Origin of the sequence: Bacillus rhizoplanae, assembly GCF_917563915.1 — a bacterium.
GTDB lineage: Bacteria > Bacillota > Bacilli > Bacillales > Bacillaceae_G > Bacillus_A > Bacillus_A rhizoplanae.
The window spans coordinates 88,089-104,045 of the sequence record NZ_CAKJTI010000008.1; the positions used below are offsets into that span (position 1 = coordinate 88,089).

Annotated in this window: 17 protein-coding genes; 11 read left to right on the forward strand and 6 right to left on the reverse strand. The window is 36.9% G+C overall.

What is annotated here, in order from left to right:
- Window positions 1–67: 67 nt before the first annotated feature.
- Complete coding sequence (locus LRP84_RS10355) at window positions 68–922, reverse strand: CvfB family protein (RefSeq protein WP_230575004.1); 855 nt, start codon at window positions 920–922, stop codon at window positions 68–70.
- A gap of 261 nt (window positions 923–1,183) precedes the next feature.
- Between LRP84_RS10355 and LRP84_RS10360 the strand changes: the two genes are divergently transcribed.
- Window positions 1,184–1,675, forward strand: a complete 492-nt coding sequence (locus LRP84_RS10360) for a YajQ family cyclic di-GMP-binding protein (RefSeq protein ID WP_098306142.1) — start codon at window positions 1,184–1,186, stop codon at window positions 1,673–1,675.
- 25 nt (window positions 1,676–1,700) lie between these two features.
- Here LRP84_RS10360 and LRP84_RS10365 read toward each other — a convergent pair whose 3' ends face one another.
- Entirely contained in the window at window positions 1,701–2,993 is a 1,293-nt protein-coding gene (locus tag LRP84_RS10365) for an alpha-amylase family glycosyl hydrolase (protein ID WP_230575077.1), read from the reverse strand.
- A gap of 432 nt (window positions 2,994–3,425) precedes the next feature.
- Between LRP84_RS10365 and LRP84_RS10370 the strand changes: the two genes are divergently transcribed.
- The 5 genes from LRP84_RS10370 (at window position 3,426) to LRP84_RS10390 (ending at window position 8,783) form a co-directional block, all read left to right on the forward strand.
- Window positions 3,426–4,700: an ammonium transporter gene (locus LRP84_RS10370; protein ID WP_230575005.1), complete on the forward strand. Its 1,275-nt coding sequence runs from the start codon at window positions 3,426–3,428 to the stop codon at window positions 4,698–4,700.
- A gap of 555 nt (window positions 4,701–5,255) precedes the next feature.
- Complete coding sequence (locus LRP84_RS10375; RefSeq protein ID WP_230575006.1) at window positions 5,256–5,507, forward strand: DUF3947 family protein; 252 nt, start codon at window positions 5,256–5,258, stop codon at window positions 5,505–5,507.
- Between the two features lie 768 nt (window positions 5,508–6,275).
- Window positions 6,276–7,226: a metal ABC transporter substrate-binding protein gene (locus LRP84_RS10380; RefSeq protein ID WP_230575007.1), complete on the forward strand. Its 951-nt coding sequence runs from the start codon at window positions 6,276–6,278 to the stop codon at window positions 7,224–7,226.
- Window positions 7,227–7,305: 79 nt separating this feature from the next.
- Window positions 7,306–8,013, forward strand: a complete 708-nt coding sequence (locus LRP84_RS10385; protein WP_230575008.1) for a metal ABC transporter ATP-binding protein — start codon at window positions 7,306–7,308, stop codon at window positions 8,011–8,013.
- Window positions 7,959–8,783 (forward strand): metal ABC transporter permease, encoded by an 825-nt coding sequence (locus LRP84_RS10390; protein ID WP_230575009.1) that lies wholly within the window; start codon window positions 7,959–7,961, stop codon window positions 8,781–8,783. The genes LRP84_RS10385 and LRP84_RS10390 overlap by 55 nt, the downstream gene beginning before the upstream one ends.
- Window positions 8,784–8,882: 99 nt before the next feature.
- On the opposite strand, the gene asnB is transcribed toward LRP84_RS10390, so the two are convergent.
- Complete coding sequence (asnB, locus tag LRP84_RS10395) at window positions 8,883–10,730, reverse strand: asparagine synthase (glutamine-hydrolyzing) (protein WP_230575010.1); 1,848 nt, start codon at window positions 10,728–10,730, stop codon at window positions 8,883–8,885.
- A gap of 141 nt (window positions 10,731–10,871) precedes the next feature.
- Between asnB and LRP84_RS10400 the strand changes: the two genes are divergently transcribed.
- Window positions 10,872–11,423: a DUF2777 domain-containing protein gene (locus LRP84_RS10400; protein ID WP_230575011.1), complete on the forward strand. Its 552-nt coding sequence runs from the start codon at window positions 10,872–10,874 to the stop codon at window positions 11,421–11,423.
- 258 nt (window positions 11,424–11,681) lie between these two features.
- Here LRP84_RS10400 and LRP84_RS10405 read toward each other — a convergent pair whose 3' ends face one another.
- On the reverse strand, window positions 11,682–12,035 hold the full coding sequence (locus LRP84_RS10405) for a YisL family protein (protein ID WP_098306122.1): 354 nt from the start codon (window positions 12,033–12,035) through the stop codon (window positions 11,682–11,684).
- Between the two features lie 151 nt (window positions 12,036–12,186).
- Between LRP84_RS10405 and LRP84_RS10410 the strand changes: the two genes are divergently transcribed.
- Window positions 12,187–13,377: an ornithine--oxo-acid transaminase gene (locus LRP84_RS10410; protein ID WP_230575012.1), complete on the forward strand. Its 1,191-nt coding sequence runs from the start codon at window positions 12,187–12,189 to the stop codon at window positions 13,375–13,377.
- A 171-nt stretch (window positions 13,378–13,548) separates the two neighbouring features.
- Here the strand turns inward: LRP84_RS10410 and LRP84_RS10415 are convergent, their stop codons facing one another.
- Window positions 13,549–14,040 carry an HXXEE domain-containing protein gene (locus tag LRP84_RS10415; RefSeq protein WP_230575013.1) on the reverse strand — a complete coding sequence of 164 codons (492 nt, stop codon included), beginning with the start codon at window positions 14,038–14,040 and terminating at the stop codon, window positions 13,549–13,551.
- Complete coding sequence (locus LRP84_RS10420; RefSeq protein ID WP_230575014.1) at window positions 14,030–14,929, reverse strand: fumarylacetoacetate hydrolase family protein; 900 nt, start codon at window positions 14,927–14,929, stop codon at window positions 14,030–14,032. Before LRP84_RS10420 ends, LRP84_RS10415 begins: the two co-directional genes overlap by 11 nt.
- Before the next feature lie 241 nt (window positions 14,930–15,170).
- Between LRP84_RS10420 and LRP84_RS10425 the strand changes: the two genes are divergently transcribed.
- The 3 genes from LRP84_RS10425 (at window position 15,171) to LRP84_RS10435 (ending at window position 15,930) form a co-directional block, all read left to right on the forward strand.
- The gene (locus LRP84_RS10425; RefSeq protein ID WP_230575015.1) at window positions 15,171–15,350 is read left to right on the forward strand and encodes an aspartyl-phosphate phosphatase Spo0E family protein; all 180 of its coding nucleotides are present in this window, start codon (window positions 15,171–15,173) and stop codon (window positions 15,348–15,350) included.
- Between the two features lie 138 nt (window positions 15,351–15,488).
- A complete protein-coding gene (locus LRP84_RS10430) occupies window positions 15,489–15,710 on the forward strand; it encodes a spore germination protein (protein WP_230575016.1) in 222 nt (73 codons plus the stop codon).
- Between the two features lie 16 nt (window positions 15,711–15,726).
- Window positions 15,727–15,930: a spore germination protein GerPB gene (locus LRP84_RS10435; RefSeq protein WP_230575017.1), complete on the forward strand. Its 204-nt coding sequence runs from the start codon at window positions 15,727–15,729 to the stop codon at window positions 15,928–15,930.
- The last annotated feature ends 27 nt before the right edge of the window (window positions 15,931–15,957 follow it).

Here is a 15,957-nt window from a genome sequence, read left to right on the forward strand (position 1 = left end):
AAAAGCCCGATTGGTGAGAGCTTTCCATCAGTGGGGATGAAGCCCCTCCACTGATGGAAGTTTCACTTTATTTTTTTAAATATGTCCAACCTTCTTCTTGATAAATCTTTTCTTCTTTCATCAATTTACCAAGGGCACGTTTGAAGGCTGCTTTACTCATATTAAAGCGCTCTTGAATATCTTCCGGATAACTCTTATCCCAAAATGGCATTGCACCGCCGCGACTTTCCATATACTCATAAATAACCGCTGCATCATCTTCCATTCCTTCTTGTTTACGAGGAAGAAGAGAAATGTTAATCGTTCCATCTTCTTTCACTTCAATAATACGGCCTGTTACGTGCTCTCCAATACGCACTTGTTCTTTGCGCTCAGAGTGGTGCAAAAAGGCACGGAAATGTTCATCCGTTAATACAAACGATCCTACTTGCAAAGAACGGTACACACGACCGTTTACATTTTTATTGCGCATAGATGGCGTTGCATCAACGATGATTTCTTGCATATCTGAATCCCTTGCCGGAAGAGCAATAAGACGACCACGATTCGTTAATTTTAATGTGCAGTATAATTCATCGCCCTCTTCCGGCCAAACCGGCGTATAAATCGGAAACTCATCAGCTGGAATTAATATATCTTTTGAAACACCAATATCAACAAACACACCTAGACGAGGTTTTACTTCCACAACTTTAACCCAGTTCCAATCATTTGTTGTAATAACCGGCGTCTTCATTGTTGCAGCAATTCGTTCTTGGTGATCATGATATAAAAACACATCAATCGTGTCGCCTTCTTCAATCTCTCCAGCTACCTCATTTTTATGTAAAAATACTTCATCTTCTTCGTAACCGACCATATACCCAATTTCTGTTTCACGTAAAACCGTTACCTGCTCAATCGCTCCTGGTTGTAGCTTCATATTTTTAATTCCCTTCTATATATAAAATTTATTTCATTCTAACGGGTGATATCTTTATTGTTTCTTGATGTAAAAACCGTTCATAAAAACTAAATTAACAAGGCTGACTATCAGTGAAAAAAACACCCACACTGGTAGTCGTTTCATTTTATTTTTTATCATTCCAAACAAAGTTTCATTATACACGTTCTTTCCTTTATTTGTCCAACTCGCCAAAATTAACTATAATAAGAGTTGGAGTTTAATTTGGAGGTGCTTACTATGGCAAAAGATAGTTCTTTTGATATCGTTTCAAAAGTAGAATTTCCAGAAGTAACAAACGCTATTAACATCGCGTTAAAAGAAATTCAAAATCGTTATGACTTTAAAGGAAGCAAAAGTGATATTAAATTAGAAAAAGAAGAAATCGTTTTAACTTCTGATGATGAGTATAAACTTGATCAAGTAAAAGACGTTCTTATTTCAAAATTAATTAAGCGTGAAGTTCCTATTAAAAACTTAGATTACGGAAAAGTCGAAAGTGCTTCTGGCGGTACAGTTCGTCAACGTGCAAAGTTACAACAAGGCATTGACAAAGAAAATGCTAAAAAAATCAATAACATTATTAAAGACTTAAAATTAAAAGTAAAAACACAAGTGCAAGACGATCAAGTTCGCGTAACAGGTAAAAGCCGAGATGACTTACAAGCAGTTATCACAGCTGTGCGCGGTGCTGATTTATCAATCGATGTTCAATTTATCAACTATCGATAACCGTACATGAAAAAATCCTCTATAATTAAGAGGATTTTTTTCGTTTCTTCACTAATACAATAAAAATCATGAACAACAAATAAACGCAACCTAGCGCCAAAATAAACGACCAGTTCCATCCCGTTTTTTCTGCAAGCGCATATACGTTAGCCGTTTCTCTTTTCATCACAAGATAATATTCCCCGTTCTCTTCTCGTACCATATCATCTTCTAACAATCCACGCAGCTCACGATTTTCTCCAACTTCACTTGCAGCAAGCGTTACCTTTTGCGTTTCTGTTGTATTATTAATAGCAATAAACGTTGTTTCATCTTTATACATGCGTTTTATAATACTCATGCCATCTTTATCATACAATAGTTCAAACGTTCCGTACCGAAGAGATGGTAATGTTTTTCGAAGTTCTCCTAATCTCTCTATATACTGCACAAACTTCTCATCCGTTTTAAAATCCATTAAACGACGATTATCCGGTGTCTTCCCTCCATCTAGCGCAATTTCAGTACCGTAGTATATAAACGGAACACCCGGTGATGTATATAAATAGGCAAGTGCTAATTTCAAACGGGCCGGTGGATAATATTTATTTTCTTTTGCGATTCTAACAAAACGCTCCGTTTGACTATTATCTACAAACGTCCCTTCCATACGATCGCCGTCCATTTTCGTCACATCATACAATGACTTTACAGAAATATTCGGCTTTGCAAATACCTCCGTAATCCGCTGCTGATAAGTCTGATTAAATCCTCCTCCACTTTGCGTATCCTCTATTACAAAGAAATTTTGTTTCACACTCTGCGCAGCTGCAATCACTTCATCCAAAAATGACCTCGTGACATTCTCATTATGTATCAAATGGTAACCGTCTATATCTGTTTCCTTAATCCATTGTTTAGCACCTTCAATCGTGCCCGTTTCATCTTCATTATCCACTACAAATTCAAGCATAACTTTCATCTCTCGCTTGTGTGCTTCTTGGACAAGTTGCTGCATGTCCTTCATCGTTCCAAAATGTTCATTCATTTTTGTTAAATCAGTAGGATGATAACCGTCATAACTACTACTTTCAGTAGGCGGTGACAACAAAATAGAAGTAAAACCCATCTCTTTTATATAATCAAGTCGTTTTATAATCCCTTGTATATCCCCCCCTTGGTATGCTTCTAAATTATTCGTATCAATCCCTTTATCATTTTTAGAATCACCATTATTAAAACGATCGATCATAATAGAATACACAATTTCATCTTGCCACTGCCTCGTTTCCTTCGCTGACACATGAATCGGTAATTGAAATAAAAATAATAAACACATGAAACATAGAAAATACTTTCCAAAATCCCTCTTCACATTACTTCCCCCAATTTTTTTCTAATTATAAGAAAAGTATAACAATTTATCTTTATCTCGTATACTCATGCATTTCGATTACACAAAATCAATATTTTTCCTTACCTAAAGTGAAACTTCCATTATTGGGGGGTTCTTCATCCCTCACTGATGGTTAGTTGAACCAATCGGGCGCATGCCAGCAGTTATCCCCCACCTAACCTCTTCGCTTCTCTCTCAATATTGAGGCGGGGGTCTTACTGCCCATTAATGCGGGATAAAGATTTATCATGTTACATTTCCTTACATAACAAATTAAATTTCCTGAAAAATCTGTTGATTTATTTTTAATTATTGAATATGATACTAAATATAACTTTCAATGTTAATTTTTATAACATTATAGGAGGGGAAAAGATGAATATGGACGATACAGTATTTCTTTTTTTATCTACTGTGATGGTGATGATTATGACACCTGGGCTTGCTTTGTTTTACGGAGGAATGGTTCGCAGTAAAAACGTACTTAGTACAACGATGCACAGTTATAGTGCAATGGCCATCGTGTCCATTCAATGGATTTTTATCGGTTACTCTTTAGCATTCGGACCGGATTGGAATGGACTTATTGGTAATTTCGATTGGTTCGGCCTACAAAATGTTACTTTCACACCAAATGAAGCCTACAGTGCTACAATTCCACACAACTTATTCATGATGTTTCAACTCATGTTTGCAATTTTAACTCCCGCTTTAATTTCTGGTGCATTCGCAGAAAGAATGCGATTTTCCGCTTTTCTTATTTTCATCTTACTTTGGACGACACTTGTATATGATCCCGTTGCTCATTGGGTTTGGGGGCTAGGTGGATGGCTTCGAGAGCTCGGAGCACTCGATTTTGCAGGAGGAAATGTTGTTCATATTACATCCGGCGTGGCAGGTCTTGTATTGGCCATTTTCCTCGGAAAACGCAAAGATGCCCACGACTCTTCACCCCATCACTTACCATTCACAATCTTAGGAGCAGGATTATTATGGTTTGGTTGGTTCGGCTTTAACGTCGGCAGCACATTAACATTAAATGACGTTGCACTCACAGCTTTTATTAATACAAATACAGCTGCTGCAGCTGCTGCGCTTACATGGATGCTTGCGGAATGGTTCTTCCAAACAAAACCAACTGTACTAGGTGCTGCTTGCGGAGCTATTTCTGGTCTCGTCGCAATCACACCAGCTTGTGGTTTTGTGACACCATTATCAGCCCTTATTATAGGTGCAATTGGCGGTGCGCTTTGCTTTGTGGCAGTCTATTTCTTAAAACATAAGCTCGGTTACGACGATGCACTTGATGCCTTCGGTTGCCACGGTATTGGCGGAACTTGGGGCGGCATTGCAACAGGACTATTCGCTACAAAATCCGTTAACAGTGCAGGTGCAGACGGATTATTTTACGGAAATGCAGCACTTCTTTGGAAACAGCTGCTCGCAATTGGAGCAACCTATGCATTCACAGCCATAGCTACGTATGCAATTATTAAAGGGATTAGTTTATTCCTGCCAGTTCGCGCACATGAACATGAAGAGAAAATGGGGCTCGATCTTTCCCTTCACGGAGAAAGAGCATATGAACAAGTCGAAACTCCTCTTATTGGAGATATTTTAGACGGAAAGTTAAACCATTCTCCTAAATAGGTCGCCTTTAAACGAAATTATAAAGTGAAACTTTCATCAGTGGTCCCCCACGGATGGTTAGTTGAACCAATAGGGCTTTTACGGGCAGTTATTCCCCACCTATCTTCTTCGATTCTCTCTCAAGCTTGAGGTGGGGGCTTACTGCCCGTTAATGCGGGATAAAAAGAGGATTTCATATAACGAAATCCTCTTTCTTCTATATTAGAGTTAGATAGAAAAAATTGACTCATATGACTTAGAATGAAAAATAAACCTTTAATACACCTTTTTCTAAAATTATTAAAAAATATATAATAGTTTACATTTTTTAATATTAATAAATAAATGTATTTTATATTTATAAGGGACCTACTCCATTTAGATTTTGAACAATGTTTTTTAAATTCTTCATTATATACTTCTTCAACTCACAAAATCTTCATTATCTAAAGTTGATTCATAAAACTACTTAATAGATAATCTACCTAATTTGCTTAAAGATACGCTCTTTCCCTAGATATAGGGCATAACATGTAAAAAGAATCCAACTACTATAAAGGAGCGCTATGAATTATTATGATAAATCCATTCTTTAACAATGCAAGGCAAGTAGGCGTGGGCGCAGGTGTGGGTGCCGCCGTCACATATGGCGCTGCACAACAGACACTTCATGCAATTCATCAAGCGATGGCAACAGATCCTCTTTTTACACATGTCGTACATCATCATGTTATACCCCATCACGTTGCATATCATCATGTTATACATCATGTCATATATCCAACTGATCTCTCGACAATTCCGTTTAGTTCAATATACTATCTCTAAGGAAGGCTTTCGGCTTTCCTTTTTTCTTTATACAAATGAACTGGATATCCTATACATCTCATTATCAAAATCAATATGTCTAATACACTATCAAAACTGACACAAAAGATATTTCATTTATCCATTAGTCGGTTCGCCCTACTTGTCTCATCAGATAGGCTGTTTCCTACAATACGAAAATTCTTCCTTACAATTAGTACAATATTTTCATAAGACAGCGTCAGTATATAGTATGTACTTGTGACTATATACTTGCTATAATCTAAATCGAAACAATTTCGTTTTATACAAGCAGAGTATTTTTTCATTTAAATCTGTTCGTAATGTACTTAAGAATCGAATTACAGGTGCCACTGTAGTCGCACTAAATAAAGTAGGCTTAGTAAATGAAAAGTAATATATCACAATGAAATTAAAACTATTACAATCCAGGATATTCCTCCAATATCTAGGGGACAATTTAAAAAATGGTTAACATCTTTACTAGCAGGTATGGTGAAAGGCAAAGGATATATGGCATTAAAAGATGGAGATATTACTCACATTCAAAATGCCTATATGTCCCAGTTTTCTTTACAATAAGTGAATTTTCGGATTGATAAAAGATGAAAAAAGGAGCCCCCACCTATCTTCTTCGATTCTCTCTCAAGCTTGAGGTGGGGGTCTTACTGCCCTAAAATTGCGGGAGTGGTAGTATTCTTTTTGTAAATCGTAATTACTATCATTTATATTAAGTTTCGTATTTGTAAAAAGGAGAATGAATACATCATGAAAAAATGGAAATATGGTGCATTAGTAACTGCTTTGGCCCTTTCGGCCGCTATTGCGGGCTGTTCTAAACAAGATGAGTCAAAAAGCAATACAAAACAAGACAAGTCTCTTAATGTCGTAACAACATTTTACCCTATGTACGACTTTACAAAAAATGTGGTTGGATCCAATGGAAAAGTAGATGTGTTAATTCCTGCCGGGACAGAACCACACGATTTTGAACCCACTCCAAAAGATATTGCTAAAATTGAAAATGCCGATGTGTTTGTATACAACAGTGACTCCATGGAAACATGGGTACCTAAAGTATTAAAAAGCCTTGATAATAAAAAAATAAAAGTGGTAGATGCAAGTAAGGGTATTTCACTTATGGAAGGAACCGCTGAGGATGAAAAAGATAAGCATACTAATAAGGAACAAGGACATCCGATGGATCCTCATGTATGGTTAGATCCGGTGTTAGCCCAAAAAGAAGTAGAAAATATTAAGCAAGCAGTTATAGAAGCAGATCCAACTCATAAACAAGACTATGAAAAAAACACAGATCAATTTACTGCAAAGCTAAAAGATTTAGATAACCAATTTAGAACAACTCTTGGTAATGCAAAACATAAAGAATTCGTGACACAACATGCGGCATTTGGGTACTTAGCAAAAGAATATGGTCTTACTCAAATTCCAATTGCTGGTCTTTCTCCTGATCAGGAACCAAGTCCAGCCAAATTAGCGGAACTTCAAAAGTATGTAAAGGACAACAATATTAAGGTCATTTATTTTGAGGAAGTAACTTCTCCAAAAATAGCAAAAACCCTTGCGGATGAAACGGGAGCAAAAACAGTTGTATTAAGTCCAATTGAAGGAATTACAAAAGAAGAACAAGCCAAGGGAAGTGACTATATTAGCTATATGAAAAAGAACTTGGATGCACTAAAACAATCTATTATGTAATAGCAATAGTAGTGCGTTTTACAATCATGTAAAACGCACTTTTTCTACTTACACCTAAAGAAAGGAAAAGGCGGATTTCATGAAAATCATATCTATGAATCAGGTTCAATTTAAGTATGGAAATGAAACCATTTTAGAAGATATTTCTCTCGATATAAATAGCGGTGAGTTTGTTACACTGACTGGGCCGAACGGAGCGGCAAAATCTACTCTGTTACGAATTATGTTAGGCTTATTAAAACCCTGGAGAGGAACCGTAAACATCAGTAAAAAAAATGAACAAGGACAAAAACTTATCATTGGTTACGTCCCTCAACAAGTTTCTTCCTTTAATGTAGGATTTCCAAGTACCGTGTTAGAGCTTGTACAATCTGGTCGTTTTCCTCGTGGAAAATGGTTTCGTTCACTTTCTAAAGAAGATCACGAGCATGTTAAGCAAGCACTACTTGGAGTCGATATGTGGAAATTTCGTAATAGCAAGATTGGAGAGCTATCAGGAGGACAAAAGCAACGCATTTGTATCGCTCGTGTCCTAGCTTCTGAACCAGACATTCTAGTTTTAGATGAGCCCACTACCGGCATGGATTTTGAAAGCCGCAATCATTTTTATCAATTGATGAGACATCATGTCACAGAACATGGGCGAACAGTCATCATGGTTACACATGACTTGGATGATGTAAAACCGTATGCAGATCGAAACATTTATTTAGAAAGAAAGGAGAACACACAATGGAGATGCTTCACTTTGGGTTCATGCAGCGAGCATTTTGGGCAGGCGGATTAATTGCCCTCATAGCTCCCATATTAGGAATGTTTTTGATTTTAAGACGTCAGTCTTTAATGGCTGATACCCTTTCTCATATTTCGTTAGCTGGGGTAGCACTTGGTCTAACACTTCATTCCAATGTTAATTTAGTTACGATTATCGTTATTATTATTGGTGCATTAGGAATTGAATATATGAGAAATACCTATCGTACGTATTCAGAAGTATCCGTAGCTATCCTTATGGCAGCGGGATTATCCTTTGCTCTCGTCCTAATGAGTTTAAATCAGGGCGGTGTTTCAACTAGTGTAGAACAATATCTGTTTGGATCTATTATCACGATTAGCAAAGAACAGCTTCGTTTCTTAGTAGTAGTTTGTATCTTGGTGGGAATCTATTATCTAGTGTTTCAACGTCCTCTGTACGTATTGACGTTCGATGAAGATACAGCCTTTACAAGCGGACTACCTACAAAATGGCTATCCTTGTCCTTTAGCGTATTAACAGGTCTAACCATTTCCGTTATGATGCCTATTATAGGTGCATTGCTTGTATCAGCGCTTATGATATTACCAGCAGCTATTGCGATGCGTATGGTAAAAGGATTTAAAGTAGCTATTCTATTTAGTATGGCAATAGGCGTCATTAGTATGTTTTTAGGACTCACTTCTTCATATAAATTAGGGACACCGCCTGGGGCAACTATTACACTTGTTCTTGTATTATTTTTACTTTGCGGCCTGTGCATCCAATGGGTTTGGAAATCTATTCGTTTTAATCGCGCATAAAAAGAATATTGTTCCATGTAATTCGATTCAGAAGTAACGGATTACAATATACACTTATTAAAACTGAGGGTCATAGCTTACACGCTATGACCCTCAGTTTTATTCCTTAATATTTATGTTGTACTCCTTAAACCAAACATGAATTTGCCCTAAATGCGCCAACAGCTGTGGCCCCGTCATCAATTGCCCGAACCATGGCGTTTGAAATGCACTGCCCCCTGATTCAATTAACCCATGCAGCTGCTCGTTATCAAATAATTCATGAAGAATGGACTGTTTATCCGTTAATAACTCTTGCAACCATGAAGTAACTGCCTTCGTATAATACGGATTATGCGTTTTCGGGTATGGACTTTTCTTTCTATACAATACGTCATCTGGCAATACACCTTCTAGCGCCTTACGTAATAGACCTTTTTCGCGGTTTTTATACATTTTCATTTCCCACGGAATATTCCACGCATATTCGACAAGACGATGATCAGCAAATGGCACACGTACTTCTAAGCTAGCGCCCATACTCATCCGATCTTTTCGATCAAGAAGGGTCGTCATAAACCAAATCATATTCAAATAAAATAATTGTCTTCTTTTTACATCAAGTACGCTCTCCCCTTCTAACGCAGGTGTTTCGCGCACTGATTCTTCATAACGATACTGTACATACTCTTGTAATTTTAGTTTTTTACGCCATTCTTTTTTTAACAATTGTTCACGCGCTTCTGTTGATCGCATCCATGGAAATGCACTTGATTGTAAGTCATCTTCGCGGTAAAACCACGGATACCCTCCAAAAATTTCATCGGCACATTCACCTGACAAACTTACGACAAAATCTTGTTTAATTTCCCGGCAAAACCAAAGCAGTGAGGAATCAATATCTGCCATTCCCGGCAAGTCGCGGACAAGAACAGCTTCTGTTAAATGTTCCGCTAAACTTTCGTTAGAAATAACACAACGATGATGAATGGTATTAAATGTATTTGTCATTAACGTAATAAACGGAGCGTCTGAATTCGGCTGAAATGCATTCGATTTAAAATATTTTTCATTATCCTCATAATCAATCGAATACGTATGAAGCTTCCCTTTTTCTTCCCGTTCATACGCCATCGCTGCAAATGCAGTAATCGCACTAGAATCGACGCCTCCTGATAAAAATGTACATAACGGAACATCTGATACTAACTGCCTTGTAATCGCATCTTGCAATAGAAAACGAACTTGTTCTACCGTTTCTTCAAAACTATGTGTATGCTCTTCACTCACGACATTCCAATAACGCCAAACTCTTAAACCGTCCTTTGAAAACGTAAGTGCATGACCCGGACGCAATTCTTCAATTCCAGCAAATATACCATGCCCAGGAGTTCGGGACGGCCCCAATCCAAGTACTTCCGCTAACCCTTCTGTCGTAACCTCCGTCTTGACATCTGGATGAGCTAAAATAGCTTTTAATTCTGAGCCAAACAACAATTTCCCTGCATCGCATTTGTAAAATAATGGTTTTACTCCTAATCGATCGCGCGCAATAAAAATTTTTTCTTCTTCCTCATCCCATACAGCAAATGCATAAATGCCATTTAAATGCTCAACGCATTGCTCTTTCCACTCTATATAGGCTGTTAATAATACTTCTGTATCTGAATGTCCTTGAAACGTGTATCCTCTATTCCGTAATTCTTTCCGAATATCTTCTGTATTATATAACTCTCCATTATAAGAAATTGTATAGCGTTCTTCTTTTTTCATCCGCGTCATCGGTTGTTTTCCGCCTTCTGGGTCAACAACAATTAACCGTTTATGCCCAAAAGCAACATGATTCATAAGCCAAACATTCGTATCATCCGGGCCTCTCTTCGCGAGCGTTTCTGCCATCCTCATTATTGTTTCTTTTTCTTGCAATAATACTTTTGTATAATCAACCCACCCTGTAATTCCACACATCGCAATCACCCTTTCTCATCTCATATCCGCAGTCTGTTTTTATTTTATGCCCAATTTCAATTCTATGTTCCTTAGTTATAAAGAAAGACCGAACTGTCTATAACAAGAATAAAAACTTCTATAAAAAAGGAGGGCACAGGAATGAAACAACGTAAACATATTTTGTATAACCAACCGCGTGCTCATACAATCGGAAATGTTGAATATATAAACGAGGAATGGATATTTTTCGATGAAGAAAGCGATGAAGCTTTTTTACTTGAAGATATGATTGAAGATGGATTTGAAGTTTTATATAACAATAATTGGTTACCTGCTCGTTTTTATGAGCGTAATATTTTACAAGTAGCAGATGAACATCAGCCGCTGCAAAACGGTGAAATAATTCGGATTCGAAAAAAGTTAATGACAAGCTATCATGAGTGGATAGAAGAACTTCCAGATTCCTCATTTTCACTCGTAACCGAAACATTACAATCGTTAGGCTACTCTTTATACGACTGTATATATTCTCATAATTCTCTATCCTTCCAACCAAAAGACCGGCCATGCGAAGGAGTTAATTTTCTTTTATTGGATAATGAAGAAATGATTTGTTCCCTTCATCACCATTATGTCCGTTATTCTACACATAATAAGGATATATTTAAAATTACAAAAGCAGATGGAGATGAATTGCATATTAACAATTGAAAATAAAGTGAAACTTTCATCAGTGGGGGTCTTACTATCCGTTAATGCGGGATAAAGTGAAACTTCCTTCAGTGAGGGGTTTCCACTGAAGGTTAGTTGAACCAATCGGGCTTTTACAGGCAGTTATCCCCCACCTGTCTTCTTCGCTTTTCTCTCAATCTTGAGGTAGGGGTCTTACTGCCCGTTAATGCGGGATAAAAACGAGGATGTCTCAAAAGTAATTAAATACTTACTTTTGAAAACATCCTCATTTTTGTATTAAGCAAATGGTGAAAACCCTAGTGGTAATCGTAAACCAAGATATAACACAACTAACAACACAATAACAAATTGAATCCAAAACGCTCTTGTTAATTTCTGCTTGCTTGCTTTCACAAGAATCATTTCCATCGCAGCAATTACCCAAATACCTCCGAGCATTTTGATCCCATATAACATAGGCATCCAGTGAACGTCTTTGTAAATTAATAATCCTGATACAATTATCAAAATATACAGCAAACGAACCACCATGTGCATTGCTTTTGCTTGCTTTCCACTCTTATACATCGAATATGTTACAAAAAACAAAATAATCCCGAGCGACCATGCAGTAATATGCATATGTATCATATAAATCTCTCCTCCTCTTTTGCACATTTTTTCACTTTATATGATACCACGTCTATTTCTTTTCAGGAAACATTTAGCTTTTTTCACGTTTAAATGATATAATATTTAGAGTATTTACAAACTTCTTGTAAAAACAAAAGGGGGAACTAGCATGATTCAAACAAAAGACATTATCGAATTAACAGAAACTTACGGAGCAAATAACTATCATCCACTACCGATTGTAATTGCGAAAGCAGAGGGTGTTTGGGTAGAAGACCCAGAAGGCAACCGTTATATGGACATGCTTAGTGCATATTCTGCTGTAAACCAAGGTCATCGTCATCCAAAAATTATTCAAGCGCTTATCGACCAGGCACAACGCGTAACATTAACATCACGTGCATTCCACAGTGATCAATTAGGTCCTTGGTATGAAAAAGTAGCGAAATTAACTAATAAAGAAATGGTACTACCAATGAATACAGGTGCTGAAGCTGTTGAAACCGCTATCAAAACAGCAAGACGCTGGGCATACGATGTGAAAAAAGTTGAAGACAACAAAGCAGAGATTATTGTATGTGTTGATAACTTCCATGGCCGTACAATGGGCGCAGTATCTATGTCGTCCAACGAAGAATATAAACGCGGATTCGGGCCAATGCTTCCAGGTATCGTTGTTATTCCTTACGGCGACATCGAAGCATTAAAAGGAGCTATCACACCAAATACAGCTGCATTTATTTTAGAGCCAATCCAAGGCGAAGCTGGTATTAACATTCCACCAGCAGGTTACTTACAAGAAGCATACAATGTATGTAAAGAAGAAAATGTATTATTTGTTGCAGATGAAATTCAGACAGGCTTAGGCCGTACTGGAAAATTGTTCGCATGCGATTGGGACAATGTTATTCCTGATATGTATATCCTTGGAAAAGCATTAGGCGGCGGTGTGTTCCCAATTTCTTGCGTTGCTGCAAGCCGCGAAATTTTAGGTGTATTTGAGCCAGGTTCTCACGGTTCTACGTTTGGTGGTAACCCACTAGCTTGTGCGGTTTCTCTTGCTTCTCTAGACGTACTATTAGAAGAAAATTTAACAGAGCGCTCTTTACAATTAGGAGAAAAGCTGTTAAATCAATTACGTGAAATTGACAATCCAATGATCACAGACGTACGCGGAAGAGGATTGTTTATCGGAATCGAATTAAATGAATCAGCACGTCCTTACTGTGAAAAATTAAAAGCATCTGGCTTACTATGTAAAGAAACACATGAAAATGTAATCCGCATCGCTCCGCCTCTTGTCATTTCTGAAGACGATTTACAATGGGCGTTCGAAAAAATTAAAGCGGTATTGTCTTAATAAAAAAGAAGGTTGTGGGAAAAGTCCCCACAGCCCTTTTTTGTTACAGCATATAGATCCGAAACAAGAGTTCAAAAACTATATTTTGTATGTTTTTTGTTTTTTCTCTGAAAAATTTAGGTTTTTCATCACTCTGAAGAAGGTTGTCTCTTAGGAGACAACCTTCTTTTATTATGCAATGATCCTAACTATATACAACAGACCAGCTATAACAGGAAACATTAGTAATATACCGATGATACATGATATCCACACATGCTTCCATTTCCACCAACCAATTATCTTTCCTCTCCAAAACAAAAACAATGAAAAAGGAATTATTAAAAAGAAAGCTGTACCAAGCCCAGGCACATATCCTCTCTTCAAGATTGCCCCCACAAGATGAATAATCCCATTCATAAAAATCATTGACTGTGTGAACAGTACAGCATATAACGTCATCTGCGTCAAAAACATACTGTGTATAAACACAATCAAACATACAAAAACAGTTAATATAAGTAATGCTATTAAAAAATGCTTCTGTTGTAATGCATTCCCTTCCATCTGAATGGGCTGTAAATACTTTATTTCTGGAAAAAAATAATACTCTTCTGCATTATGCAAAGCGAAAAAAATAGGAATGATCCAGAAATAAGAAGAGCGCGGTATATTATTTGACATTATTACGGAGCGTTCCAACATGTTCAACTGTTATAACAACTTCATCACCAGCATGTAAAAAACGAGGTGGTTTAAATCCCTTTCCAACTCCTGCTGGTGTTCCAGTCGCAATAACATCCCCTGGCTCTAACGTCATTCCTTTACTTACAATTGATATAATTTCTTCAATTGAAAACATCATGTTTGCCGTTGTAGAAGATTGACGTACTTCTCCGTTCACCTTCGTTTCAATATGAAGCGCATTCGGATTAGCAATCATTGAGCGATGCACAATAGCTGGTCCCATTGGACAAAACGTGTCAAAGCTTTTCCCAAGAAAAAATTGCTTATGCTTCTTTTGGATATCCCGAGCTGTAACATCATTTATAACCGTATAACCAAACACATGATTAAGAGCTTTTTCTTTCGAAATTTCCTTTCCACGCTTTCCAATCACAATGGCGAGCTCCCCTTCATAATCAAGTTCACTCGTAGCATGCGGATGACTATAAATTTTATCACCATCACCAATTACGGTTGTTGGAGCCTTTGTAAAAATAATGATATTTTCTGGAACTGCTTCCGCTCCGTCCATTTCGATTGCATGCTCACGATAATTTTTCCCAACACAAAGAATATTTTTTCTTGGCCTTGGAATAGGAGCCAATAACTTAACTTCCGATAATGGATAATAAGCATCTTTGCAATTTTCTTTCGCCCATTCGACAATCTCAATTACTTTTGTAATAAAGGATTCTCCCTGATCGATACACTCTAGCATTGTAATGGGAATCGTAACTTTTTCTCCTTTTTTCCTCTGCGCTTCTCTTACATGCAACACTGTTTGTGATGTCTCATCTACAACACCAACAAACACTTTTTCATCTGCTTTTACTGTCACAAACCGCATATTTCCACACCCCATCTTCAAACTCATACTGTAATTGTATTCGTACCTACTAATGAAAATCCTCCTGGAAATTTTTTAAATTTACAATATTCTTTCTATTTTTTATGCAATTAAAATGTTTTTTTGCCAAAATATGTAGAATCCCTTCTTCTTTTAGCGAATGTGTTTCTTTTTTATGGAAAGTTTGTATAATATGTACTAAAGATACTCTTAAAATCTATAAGGAGACGGAGCCGATTCTATGTTTGAGCAAGCAATTGAAAAAAAACGAGAAAAAATGAAATACTTAGCCAAACGTTACGGAATGACATCTCAAAAAACCGTTAGCTGTAGTCAAGAGCTGGACAGGCTCTTAAATGTTATATTACTCATACAAATAGATGATGTGTCAACTCAAAATACAGACGTGCACTCCTACTGAGTGTACGTCTTTTATTTTTAAAATAACAGACACATATTTGCACAAACGCCCATACAATAATAGAGTAAAACTCCCATCATAGAAATTCGAATTAAAAAGGGACAAATACAAAAATTTTTAACACGAAAGGTGTTTTCTATGCCTGCAATGGTTGGACACATTAATATTGTTAATATCGGATCAAGTGGTGTATTGCATATTGGAGATGTATTTGCCATTCGTCCCATTAGTTATTCCCGTGCATTTGCAGGAGCGGGTTCTTTTAATGTTGGAGAAAATGTATCAGTATATAATTATGAAAGTACGACAAATGTAAATGATAATGATGTTATCGATCAGCCAATAACTGCTACTTATTAAAGGAGGGGAATGGAAATTGCAACTGTGTGTACATCAAAGTATTATCATTAACAATTTAAGAGTAGGTAGTATTACAACTTCATCTGTTTTTCAAATTGGAAGTGCCGGCAGCATTAAAACATTGTCAAAATTTTCTAATACAGGTGGATTTACAGAGCCAACCCGGCCGCTAACAGCAAAAGGGCAAATTATTTCTATTTATCCTCCTAGTTCTTCTTAAAGTGCTAATATCATAGACATATACCAA

Excerpts from the sequence above, each read along its gene's own strand:
- LRP84_RS10355 (WP_230575004.1), bottom strand. The coding sequence starts at position 922 with ATGAAGCTACAACCAGGAGCGATTGAGCAGGTAACGGTTTTACGTGAA.
- LRP84_RS10360 (WP_098306142.1), top strand. The coding sequence starts at position 1,184 with ATGGCAAAAGATAGTTCTTTTGATATCGTTTCAAAAGTAGAATTTCCA.
- LRP84_RS10365 (WP_230575077.1), bottom strand. The coding sequence starts at position 2,993 with ATGTGTTTATTATTTTTATTTCAATTACCGATTCATGTGTCAGCGAAG.
- LRP84_RS10370 (WP_230575005.1), top strand. The coding sequence starts at position 3,426 with ATGAATATGGACGATACAGTATTTCTTTTTTTATCTACTGTGATGGTG.
- LRP84_RS10375 (WP_230575006.1), top strand. The coding sequence starts at position 5,256 with ATGATAAATCCATTCTTTAACAATGCAAGGCAAGTAGGCGTGGGCGCA.
- LRP84_RS10380 (WP_230575007.1), top strand. The coding sequence starts at position 6,276 with ATGAAAAAATGGAAATATGGTGCATTAGTAACTGCTTTGGCCCTTTCG.
- LRP84_RS10385 (WP_230575008.1), top strand. The coding sequence starts at position 7,306 with ATGAAAATCATATCTATGAATCAGGTTCAATTTAAGTATGGAAATGAA.
- LRP84_RS10390 (WP_230575009.1), top strand. The coding sequence starts at position 7,959 with ATGGAGATGCTTCACTTTGGGTTCATGCAGCGAGCATTTTGGGCAGGC.
- asnB (WP_230575010.1), bottom strand. The coding sequence starts at position 10,730 with ATGTGTGGAATTACAGGGTGGGTTGATTATACAAAAGTATTATTGCAA.
- LRP84_RS10400 (WP_230575011.1), top strand. The coding sequence starts at position 10,872 with ATGAAACAACGTAAACATATTTTGTATAACCAACCGCGTGCTCATACA.
- LRP84_RS10405 (WP_098306122.1), bottom strand. The coding sequence starts at position 12,035 with ATGATACATATGCATATTACTGCATGGTCGCTCGGGATTATTTTGTTT.
- LRP84_RS10410 (WP_230575012.1), top strand. The coding sequence starts at position 12,187 with ATGATTCAAACAAAAGACATTATCGAATTAACAGAAACTTACGGAGCA.
- LRP84_RS10415 (WP_230575013.1), bottom strand. The coding sequence starts at position 14,040 with ATGTCAAATAATATACCGCGCTCTTCTTATTTCTGGATCATTCCTATT.
- LRP84_RS10420 (WP_230575014.1), bottom strand. The coding sequence starts at position 14,929 with ATGCGGTTTGTGACAGTAAAAGCAGATGAAAAAGTGTTTGTTGGTGTT.
- LRP84_RS10425 (WP_230575015.1), top strand. The coding sequence starts at position 15,171 with ATGTTTGAGCAAGCAATTGAAAAAAAACGAGAAAAAATGAAATACTTA.
- LRP84_RS10430 (WP_230575016.1), top strand. The coding sequence starts at position 15,489 with ATGCCTGCAATGGTTGGACACATTAATATTGTTAATATCGGATCAAGT.